This window comes from Enterocloster sp. 210928-DFI.2.20, assembly GCF_020554465.1.
GTDB classification, from domain to species: domain Bacteria; phylum Bacillota; class Clostridia; order Lachnospirales; family Lachnospiraceae; genus Enterocloster; species Enterocloster bolteae.
In genome coordinates this window covers 1-10649 of sequence record NZ_JAJCHK010000047.1, presented here as the reverse complement: position 1 = coordinate 10649, position 10649 = coordinate 1, and the positions used below count along the sequence as shown (strand labels likewise).

8 protein-coding genes are annotated in these 10649 nt (G+C 49.9%); 4 read left to right on the top strand and 4 right to left on the bottom strand.

Going from position 1 to position 10649, the window contains the following annotated elements; all coding sequences use genetic code 11:
* Positions 1-5: 5 nt before the first annotated feature.
* On the top strand, positions 6-1688 hold the full coding sequence (locus tag LI015_RS25710) for an HlyD family secretion protein (RefSeq protein WP_227126622.1): 1683 nt from the start codon (positions 6-8) through the stop codon (positions 1686-1688).
* Entirely contained in the window at positions 1685-2758 is a 1074-nt protein-coding gene (locus tag LI015_RS25705; protein WP_002565107.1) for an ABC transporter permease, read from the top strand. The genes LI015_RS25710 and LI015_RS25705 overlap by 4 nt, the downstream gene beginning before the upstream one ends.
* 64 nt (positions 2759-2822) lie before the next feature.
* Here LI015_RS25705 and LI015_RS25700 read toward each other — a convergent pair whose 3' ends face one another.
* Positions 2823-4154: an N-acetylmuramoyl-L-alanine amidase family protein gene (locus LI015_RS25700; protein ID WP_118018714.1), complete on the bottom strand. Its 1332-nt coding sequence runs from the start codon at positions 4152-4154 to the stop codon at positions 2823-2825.
* A 218-nt stretch (positions 4155-4372) separates the two neighbouring features.
* Complete coding sequence (locus LI015_RS25695) at positions 4373-5341, bottom strand: PfkB family carbohydrate kinase (RefSeq protein WP_195631921.1); 969 nt, start codon at positions 5339-5341, stop codon at positions 4373-4375.
* Between the two features lie 209 nt (positions 5342-5550).
* Here LI015_RS25695 and LI015_RS25690 point away from each other — a divergent pair, with 209 nt between their 5' ends.
* Together LI015_RS25690 and LI015_RS25685 are read left to right on the top strand one after the other, a co-directional pair.
* Positions 5551-6525 carry a hypothetical protein gene (locus LI015_RS25690; RefSeq protein ID WP_195631920.1) on the top strand — a complete coding sequence of 325 codons (975 nt, stop codon included), beginning with the start codon at positions 5551-5553 and terminating at the stop codon, positions 6523-6525.
* Positions 6522-7064, top strand: coding sequence for a hypothetical protein (locus LI015_RS25685; RefSeq protein ID WP_227126621.1), 543 nt, complete (start codon positions 6522-6524; stop codon positions 7062-7064). The genes LI015_RS25690 and LI015_RS25685 overlap by 4 nt, the downstream gene beginning before the upstream one ends.
* A gap of 40 nt (positions 7065-7104) precedes the next feature.
* Here LI015_RS25685 and LI015_RS25680 read toward each other — a convergent pair whose 3' ends face one another.
* Together LI015_RS25680 and dctP are read right to left on the bottom strand one after the other, a co-directional pair.
* Positions 7105-8256 (bottom strand): PucR family transcriptional regulator, encoded by a 1152-nt coding sequence (locus LI015_RS25680; RefSeq protein WP_117625950.1) that lies wholly within the window; start codon positions 8254-8256, stop codon positions 7105-7107.
* On the bottom strand, positions 8225-10291 hold the full coding sequence (dctP, locus tag LI015_RS25675; RefSeq protein ID WP_118018594.1) for a TRAP transporter substrate-binding protein: 2067 nt from the start codon (positions 10289-10291) through the stop codon (positions 8225-8227). The genes LI015_RS25680 and dctP overlap by 32 nt, the downstream gene beginning before the upstream one ends.
* Between the last annotated feature and the right edge of the window lie 358 nt (positions 10292-10649).

Below are 10649 nucleotides of genomic sequence, written 5' to 3'. Positions count from 1 at the left end.
AGTCAATGAACGTGAAAAAAGCAGCGGCCATATTCCTGGCCCTCATGGCTGCCCTGACCTTTCTGTCCAGAGCCATGGACTCCTTTACCGTCATACGGGTGAATACAGGGTTTGGAAAGCAGGATGTGGTTCTCTACACAATACAGGGAGAGGGAGAGCTTACTGCCGGAAGAACGGTATACATATCACTGCCGGAGAATATGCAGGTGGAGGAAATTGCAGCCAGGCCCGGACAATCCGTTAAGGCAGGAGACACGGTCCTGACCCTTCAGATGGAAGGACTTGAGGAGGAGCGCGACGCCCTGTCCCTGGAATACAAAAAGGCAGAGCTGGCGCTGAAACAGGAACAGATGTCCCTTGCCTCAGTGCCGCGGGTGACTGAAGAGACCCTGGCTCTGCAGCAGCTGGCCGCTGCCCAGATAGCCCTGGAGCTGGGAAACCAGGATTTTGCGGAGGCGAAGGAGGACCATGAGCAGGCATCCATTGAGCTGGAACACGATTATGTGCAGAAAAAGAACAGAACCAGGGAACAGGTGAAGGAGGATAACCGCAAGGCCATGAAAAGTGCCAGAAGATCATATGAGTCAGCCCAGAAATCCAGGGATTCTGCTGTGAGAAAGGCGGAGCGGGAGGTGGAGGATAAACAGAAAAAACTGGACCGTTTGGAGGAGCAAGGGGGGTCCGATGAAGAGCTGGAACGGGCTGAGCTGGAACTTGAGAGAGCGGGGGAGGATTTGGAGGACATCCGGGAGGAAGAGGACCTGAAGGTGGAGGAGGCCAGGGCAAAAATGTATGCGGCCGAGGAAGATTATGAGGATGTGGATTACGGGGAAAGGGAAAATCAGGACGACTTGCTAAAGGCGTATGAGGATGCATTAAAGGCTGAGGATGAGAAGCTTAAGGAAGCTGGAAGAAAGGTTCAGGATTTGGAGGAAGGCCTGTATCAGGCCATGGAAAAGGTGGAAAATGCGAGGGTATCGGATGCCGGTACAGCGGCAGGGGAAGCTGCCGGAAGGGAGATGTCCGGTCTGAAACAGGAGTCCATGAAGCTTGACATGGAGGAAATTCAGAAAAAGCTGGGAAAGATAGAGCAATTCATAGATAACAAAGGACAAATCAAGTCACCGGTGGATGGGGTTGTAGTGGATACCGGATTACAGGCAGGGGACAGGATACAGGACGGACACCAGCTCAGGCTGGCTGTGGGGGGCCTGGAGATGAGGGCACAGATTGACAAGGAGACAGCCGGGGCAGGTCTTCTGAAAAAAGGTGTCATGATGCAGGTGAAGATGGTGGGACAGTCAAAGAATGTGGAAACAGAGGTGGAATCCGTGGACCAGATGGCAGAGGACGGGAAAATCCAGGTAACAGCCTGGATACAGGAAGGCGAGGGAAGGCTGGGAGACCTGGTATCCTTTACCGTGAACATGGAGTCCGGGGCATACCCTTGTGTCATTCCCATTGAGGCACTGCGTGAGGATAATAAAGGATATTACTGTCTGGCTGCAGAGCCGGAAAAAACCATACTGGGTGACGAACAAAAGGCGGTGAGAATCCAGGTGGATGTACTGGAAAAGAGCAGTTCTGCCGCTGCTGTGTCAGGTCCTGTGACAAAGGATATGAAGCTGATTACAGAATCCAGCAAACCAGTGAGTGAAGGAGACCGGGTCAGGGTGGTGGAAGAATGAAAAAATGGATCATACTTATACTCATTGCCGCCTTATGGGGCTTTGGGACCATCCTGGCCTGGACCATGAGGGATGCCGGCTGCCATGTATTCATGTACTTTGGGGAAGGGGACGCGGTAGAGAAACAGCTGATTACCCATGCACTGGACAGTGAACAGGAACAAGGCAGGAATATGCTGCCTGAAATCACAGCATGGTCCCGTGCAAAAAGGCTGAAGGTAATGAACCCCGGACTGGGAAGGTCCGGGGAGGCGGACTGCATCGCTGTATACGGACTCATGGAAATGGCGTCATATTCCAGGCTGATTGGAGGAACATACGGCTACCGCTCGGACCAGGACGGATGCCTTATCAGCAGCGGTCTGGCCATGGAACTGTTCGGAGGTCTGGATGTAGCGGGAAAATACATCTGGTGCAGGCAGAAACCTTACAAGATACGGGGCGTCACAGATGACTCATCCCATGTCATACTGCTGCCTGCCAAGGACAAAGACGCCATGCGGTATATGATGTTTACATACGCAAGGAGCGGAGAAGGGCGTACGGGGGAGGAAGGGACATCCCATGGGATGGAGACAGGAAAAGCAGCAGCGGTAAATTTTCTTTACAGGAATGAGATTAAGTCCGGCAAGGTCCTGGTGGACGGAGCGTATGTTTCCGCTGCCGCCGGCCTTGGAGCGTGTCTGCCCCTGTGGATAACTTCGGTATGGGCGCTCTCCGTCCTGATGGGAAGAAGGGGGGCAAAGGCGGGAGCAAAGATGAGGGCAAAGACGAGGGCAAAGGCATTCATCCTGGCTGCCGTATTTTTTTTGGCGGGCTTATTCCTGGCATGGAAGCTGGAGCTTAAGATACCTCCTGATTTGATTCCCAGCAGATGGTCTGATTTTGAATTCTGGTCCGGGAAAATAGAGGAACTGCGTTCTGATATGGCGGCCGTGGGGGAGGCTGGGGATGTCTGGTGGCTGGCGCAGATGAAGAGCAGGCTGTTATTGTGTTTGTTCTGCAGCTTTGCAGGCACAGCGGGAGGCGTCCTGTGGGGAGTAAAATGTACAGGGCGTCCCGGAGAGTAAAACAGGTTCTCTCCGGGGCGCCCTGAAGCTGTGCGGTTTTGTTTACAACTGCCTTTGGTATATACTAATTCCGCTTTCCGCTGCCGTCCACATAATAACCGTCCGGTGTTGTCTGGTCTGCATACATGGCGCCGCTGCCATCCAGGTAGTACCAGGCCCCGTTGATGAACTGCCACCCGGTGAGCATGATGCCGCTGTCATTCATGTAATACCAGTGTCCGTTGATGAACTGCCACCCGGTGAGCATGGCGCCGCTGCCGTCCAGGAAATACCAGGCCCCGTTGATAAACTGCCATCCGGTGAGCATGGCGCCGCTGCTGTCCAGGAAATACCAGCGTCCGTTGATAAACTGCCATCCGGTGAGCATGGCGCCGCTGCCGTCCAGGAAATACCAGCGTCCGCCGAGATACTGCCACCCGGTGAGCATGACGCCGTCGCCGTTCATATAGTACCAGCGTCCGTTGACAGACTGCCAGCCACGGGTCATGGCTCCGTTTGCGCCAAGATAATACCAGGAGCCGCTTATTTGCTGCCATCCGTTCAGCATGTACCCGTCCCTGTTGAAATAATACCATGTATTATTGATTTTTTCCCAGGTATTAGAAGGGTATCCCCCATCATAGTATCTGTACCACCAGCCATACTGGTTCTGGATCCAGGAGCCGTTTCCATTGCTTGAAACCTGGCGTTCCGTGACCGTATTTTCATCGGAATACTCAGACCAGTCCCCGGCTCTGTCCGCATACCGGGCAATGGTCCGCACCCGGAAGGTGTAATCGCCGGCCCGGGTGATTTCATTTCGGAAGTCATAAGAGGTGCCGGAAGCAGTGACAGTGGTCACAAGATTCCTGTTGCGGTACAGGCGGACTTCATAATGCTTTATATCTTCTTCTGCCTTATCCCATCTGGCGCGGAATCCGCTCCAGTCCAGTCCCTGTATTTTACCGGGTTTTCCGTCTGCCTGGCTGAGATAGCACTCCAGGTTCAGGGTGCTGCCGCTGTCGGATATCTTGGCCTTGATAAAATCCGCGCCGCGTCCGCTGAGCTTGAAATGGCTGGATGTGGTGTAGGAGAAACGGTATCCGTCTGCCGCCTCCAGAACCACCCTGACCCTGGGTTTGTCTCCCAGGCTCCATACCTCCACATCATTGGTATACTCAGTGCTTTTTACGGTGAACTCCCTGCTGCCGGTCTTGGCAGTCACGGTCCCCGGTGCTTCTCCTGCTTTTGGGACAGGATCGCATGTGAATGATAATTTTACCGTGTCAATTTTTTCTGCAGCTGCAAATGCCGTAATTCCCATGAAAACAGTGAATATCATGAGAAGGAACAAACAGCGCAGAACAGGCCGGACGCAGGCCTTTGTGCCGCGGGCATTCCAATCTCTGGTCATCATATTCTTTTCCTCCTCAAACATTTCTCCCCGGAACCATGAGGCTGCTTGGGCCGCAGTGGTTCCTGTCATGATTTTATTATATTCCATTTTTATTATATTCCATGAGATAGCGTAGTTCAATTTCAAACCTATTACGTATCTTTACAATTTTCTTCCAAAACATCCCAGGCAATCGAAGCATCCCAGGCAATCGAAGCACCCCGGGCAATCAAAGCATCTCAGGCATTCAGGCGCAGAAAATCCTCATCGTCCAGCCCGGCTCCGGCGTGTTCCACCACAGCGGCAGATATACGGTTGGCTGTGCGGATGGCTTTGTCCATGGGAAAACCCTTCATGCGGCATGCAATCACTGCACCCATGTGGCTGTCCCCGGCCCCGGTGGCATCCACCTGCCGTGCCGGACAGCCGGGAATCAAGGCATGCTTTCCCGAAGGCTCCATATGGAACGCGCCATGGGCTCCCAGGGTGATGATGACATGATTGCGGGTAAGGGCTGTAAGACGGGAGGCAGCCTCCGGCAGACATGCTTCTAACCTGTATTCCCGGCAGGGGAGGTCCGCTTTGTTCCACGGTTTTTTATTCTCAGGGCTTCCTGTGATGCCTGTATATTCCAGGGCTTCATCTCTATTGAGATGCAGGATGGGAGACAGGGAAAACATGCGTCTTAGACTGCTTTGGGGGATGAAGCTGATTCTGGGACCCGGCGCAAAGTATACAGTGTATTCCGGGTGCTCTTCCAGGTAATCCAGTATGAAGCCCCCTGTATCCTCCTCCAGTTCCAACCCGCACACATAGACAGAGCCGACAGACAGGGATTCTGCCAGGCTGAACCACTGCCTTTCAAAACGGTATTCCGCGCCGTGAAGGGCCGCAAAGGTCCGCTCACCTGATTCTTCCACAAAACAGTAGCAGCAGCCGTTATCTGCCGCAGGCGCGGGGATGAGAATGGGAATCTGCTTCCGTTTTAGATGTTCCCTTACATAGTTGCCGTAAATCCCTGTCCCAACCGGAGAAAACAGGGTGTATGGGACACCGGACTGGCGGAGGATCTCCGACACATTATAGGCGCATCCTCCCAGGGACATGGACTGGCTCTCCACAATCACATCCTCGCCGGTAACGGGCAGATGGGGCAGTCTGACGGTCACGTCCGCTACAGTGGAACCGATGATCAATGCCTGCTTCAATTTTATTTCCTCCCATGAATCATATTTGTATATGGTGCAGTATAAGCACTGCTGCTTATAACTAAGGATATACTATTTGAACAGAGTATGCAATCCTGTGTAAAATGTAAGGGAAACGAAAGGGAAATGAATTTGCTTCCCGGGCCTGTATTATATACAATATTAGAAAGGGAAGGAAAATTAAGGAAGAAAAAGAAGAGGAGGGCAGTATGGACAGGCCAAAAGACCGATTCATTCATCAGTCCGCGTTTTTGTTTTATTTTTTTATGACAGCCGGAGTTTTAATCGTGGCGGCCGGCAGTCTGCTGCAGCATTATTTTGCGCTGAGGCATCCTGTGTTTATTCCCATGCACATAGAGCTGGAGATGTACTGGGATGGCGGTATGGATGAGGATACGATGGGGAGTACGGATGGGAATGCGGATGTAGATGCAGAGAGCCCTGCCGGTGAGGACAGATATGTGTGGAAGGAATTTCCCATATATTATATCCAGGACAGTGAGGATACCTCCAAAGTGGCGGAAATTACCTTTCCCCAGCTGGAAGGCATAGGGGAATACTGGATGACCCCATACGACGGAGCAGGCGGCCTGTTTCAGTCCTATTCGGGCTCTGTGCAGGACGGCCGGTACCAGTTTAAGCAGCTGTTTGTCAAGATGATGCTGCCGGCCAGAAGCCTTGGAGCCAGGGGAATCACTCTGGATACCATAAAAGTCAGATACGGCGATGGCGCAGAGGAGGAGGTGTCCATAGGCCAAATCATCCTTACTCTGGATAAGCCCATGGAATATGTTACGGTCACAGGAGGCTCGTCCAGTTCCGACGGAACCTCCATGACCCGCTATCTTGTGCAAAGGGACTGCCGTCTGGAAGGCTTTGAGATCCGAAACCCGGAACAGGTAAGAGGAGAATTCAAGGTTACAGTGGACGGAACGGATATATGGGAGTGGGAGCCTGCTGCAATGACAGAAGGGGATACCTTTCTGGTGGAATCTACATGGCGCGGGACCGGAGATATAAGGGAACAATTTGAACCCTATACCGCTCTGATTCAGTGGAAATGTTCTGACGGCTCAGGAGGAGAGTCCTGGTTTACCACGAACCTGGACCGGCAAAATAACAGAAACACAGACCGGTTTAAGCAGACATACCGTTACCTGAAGGAAAGGGGGATTAAACCGTGAATGAGGCCGTAAAATGGATGATGGCGGGAATGTTTCTTTTGTCATTTCACATTGATTTTATGGGGATACCCATAGTTCCGGGGATTGTGGGCTGCCTTGTGTTTCGCAGCGGTTTCAGGATGCTGGAACGGGAGGGGGACGGGGAAGGATTTGAGTGGAACCGTAAGATGGAACAGACAGGCAGACTGTGGCTGGGCATTACCATCCTGGACCTGATTCTGGCAGTGTTCATGAGACAGAGCACAGGGATATCCATACAGATCACGGCAGTCCTTATGCTGGCAGAGACAGCCTGCGGGTGCAGTACGTTGAATCATTACGGAGAGCTTGGCAGGCAGTATACGCAAAACTGCAAAAAAGGACCTTCCTCCCTTGGATACCTCATATGGATGACAGCAGGGCTGGCGTCCTATGAATACTCGGTTGTATTGGGAAGCAGCGGGTGGAATACCGCGGGAGCTGTGTGTGTAATAATTGGGCGCATCATGCTGGTAAAGGAGCTGGCAGTGTGGGCGCCCGGGGAGAAAACAGAAGAATGAAAAACATACCCGATGTCATGGAATCATTACATTCTTGTGTTTACGGCATCTCTCCTGATGAATGGTTTCCATTGTACTTTTTTGTAAAATAATGATAGAGAAGTATCAGCTTGAACCTGTCGTTGTCTTTGTGAAAGGGGTTGAGATTCAGCTGCTTCTTCAGCTGGTTTAAGCGGAATACCATAGTGTTTCTGTGTATGAAAAGAGCCTCCGCAGCCATGGATATGTCCATATTGCAGGCAACCAGGGCGCCTATGGTCTCCTGGGCAATGGGAGTAGCTTTGACATAGTTAAGTTCATTTTTGAAAAAGTGTTCAAAAAAGTGTTCCGGGATTTCGTATACAAGGTGTTCCGCCAAAAAGTCATCTATATAATAGATTCGTTTTTCTCTGTCCGGCCGGTTCTGTGCGTACCTGAAAACAGCCTGGGCAGAAATGAAGCTGTCGCAGTAATGTCCAATATCTGTTACGGTGAGCCCTACCCCGATACAGCAGGAAACAAAGTAATTTTTATTGATATACGTATAAATATTTTCAAGAAGCTTTATATCTTTGTCAGACTCTGCCCCCATTACATGACAAAGTATGAGTTCACTGTTTCCAAATGCTCCGATGATATCCTGACTGCCAGAGGAGGCCGCAAAATTGTGTATGGTCTGCAGAATGGAACGGGTAGAAGATATTTTTGATGCCGGATTCTTAAGGTCCTGTTCTATGCGGAATATGCACACAGCCCTGGGCAGAGACATATCAAAACCAAGTTCCGCGGCCAGCAGGGCGGTGTAAGTATCTTCTTCTGCGGTGGAAGGATGGAACAGATGATCCAAAAGCAGCATGGTATCGCTTTGCCGTACAGATTGCACGGACTGGCTTGGACGTGACAGGAATAATTGTATGACGGAGTCAGCCATTTTGGCAGCTGTCAGAACATCTTCAATATCCTTGGAGGGTATATAGAGGAACAGCTGATTTGACAGCGGAAGGGGGAAGGATAGTTTATAAAAAGTACCGCCCGTTGGGGCATGAACCGTAAGGATTTCTTTAAAACCGCTGTATTGTTCCGTTTGGGGAATAAGGCAGCGGTTTTCGCATGCCATTATTACACTGCCGGTATGGTCGATAATCACGATATGGGCGGTTGGAAATATGCTTTTAAAGGATTTATAAAGATGGGAGAGCTCTGTGTTTTGCATTGTATTCTGTTTTCTCCTTTTCTATCTCTTTCAGTAAATCCTGATGGGGAAAGGAGGCATACAGGTTCTGGGAATAGGATTTCCAGAGTTTTGCCTCGCCGGCAGAGACTTCTATGATATGCATGCCTTTTTCTGTCAGCAGGATATTTTTGCATTGCTGGTTAATCACATACTGCTGTTCCGTAAAAATCCAGTCCGTGGTCTCACGGGCCGCAGCAGCAATGATATCTTGTTGGGAAGGGCTTAATCTTTCCCAGGCGGTTTTTGATATATACAGCGCCTCTGTACTCAGATAGTATTTTAACCGCGTGATGAAGTCCTGTTCTTCATAAAATTTCATTCCCAGTGTGTTGCTGTAGGGATTCTCCTGGCAGTCAATGATACCGGAGTGCAGGGCGTCTTTTACGTCACCGTAATTCATCTTGATGGGGACAGCCCCCATATTACGGTAATATTCATCCAGGGATTCGGTAAACATGACACGCACCTTTTTCCCTGCCATATCCTGGGGAAGGCGGATGGGCTCCTTGCTGGTCAGGTACCGCCATCCCATGGTCCATATGTTTAAGCATTTAACACCGATGGAATCCAGTGAATGTTCTACATCTTTTATGATAATTGTATTCAGTATGTGTTTTGCTTCGGCGCTGGACTGGAATAAAAAAGGGAATTCCAGCACCCGGGAGCGGTTGTTGGTGAACTTGTTCATGACTCCGGTGGCAGCTACCACAAGGTCGATGGAGCCGGAACGGAGTATCTCAAACAGGTGCGCGTTATTGCCGGAGGTGGAGAGGGTGTGGATGTTTATATTGATAGTCCCACAGGAGTTTTTGTTTACCAAATCAGCCATTTTCTGCATACCCTGGTGGAGTACGGAGTTTGGCTGTATTACGATACCGGCCTGTAAGGTGATTTTCTGGTTCTGATAAAGGGAAAACGCCCGCAGTACCATGCGGTCATGGTCATTTTCCAGCGGGTTAAGCTTTGTCCGGGACTTTATTTTTGCAAAGCGCTGCAAAAGCGTATTTCTGTGGAGTCCCAGGGCCTTGGCTGCCTGTGACAGGTTTAGGTTTTCCCTGGAAAGGGCCAGGGCTGTCTCCATGAGGGCGGGAGAGCTGCCCAGGTCCTGGGCCAGGTTCTGGAAGCGGTTGTTCCAGTAGCTTCTGGGAATCAGGCTTACGGCGTATTCAAAAATAAAATCATGTATATTGAGCGCGTGTGAGGACTCTACATTGAGGTAATCATAGTTGGCGATGAGGAATAGGGCTTCCAGATAGCTTTGGCGCAGTTTGTATAAATCCGTATAAGTACTGCCTATGGTACAGTGCAGTTCCTCACCGTTATAATCACGGAAGGAGGTGACCATGGAATCGGCGTAATCATTGATTTCACGGACAGACATAGTGGACGCAAAGCTGGTATCTTTGAAAATAAGGTACCTGTCCGAACTTAGGAAGCCATATATATCCTCTTCGGAATACAATGAGGATGAGGTAATCAGCTGTTTGAGATAGGATTCCGAGGAGTCAAAACGGTAATGGGAGTGTTCTTTTCCATGCCGGTTAATCTCAAACAAAAGAGCGCATCTGGGGCAGTCGTATGAGTATTCAAACTCCTTCATGAAGGTGTCAATCTCAGGGCTCTTCTGACCAGTGTTGGCAATCTGGTTGATTAACATGCTTCTGGAACTGGCTGTCTGATTTTGGATATCAGATATCTGGGGAGAAATAAGCAATTCAGTTAACGTCTTCAGATAGGGAATCATGTAACCGGACTTTTTGTCAAGTATCATGAAGTAACATATGAGGGTTTCCTCCAGGATACACGGTTCTATTATGATGCCAAATCGGGAGGCAGCCGTCCCATAGTCATTGTCAGACGCGCAGAAGGCCGCAATCTCCTGCGCATATTCGGTGAATCCCTGGTGTGTGCAGGATATGACGGACCAGTTTGGATTCAGGATAAAAATGGGCTTACCGCATACACTGCGGACGCTGTTTATCAGATATTGAAGGTCCAGTTCTTCAAGATACATAAATGTGTCCCTCCTGTCTGTTATTATTTTAAGTATATCAAGTTTTACATAATATAAAAATGTGCTTTTGATACAATAAATAAAAAGATAAATTGGGAGAGATACACAGAAAATTGCTGAAATATATACAAGAGGGGGGAGATTACGGCGAAAAAGAGCATATTTTTACCTGCACATGATAAAGGAGTGTGCAGTTGATATAATAACCACCTCTTTTTATTAGTCCCGGCTGATATTGTTTTGCAATTGTGGCATTGCTATACTTAATGCATACAGGAAGTACAGAAACAGTCCATGAATACAATCAATGATCTCTCGGAATCTTGAGTGATCATGCCAGCAAAACTCTGGCATTGAA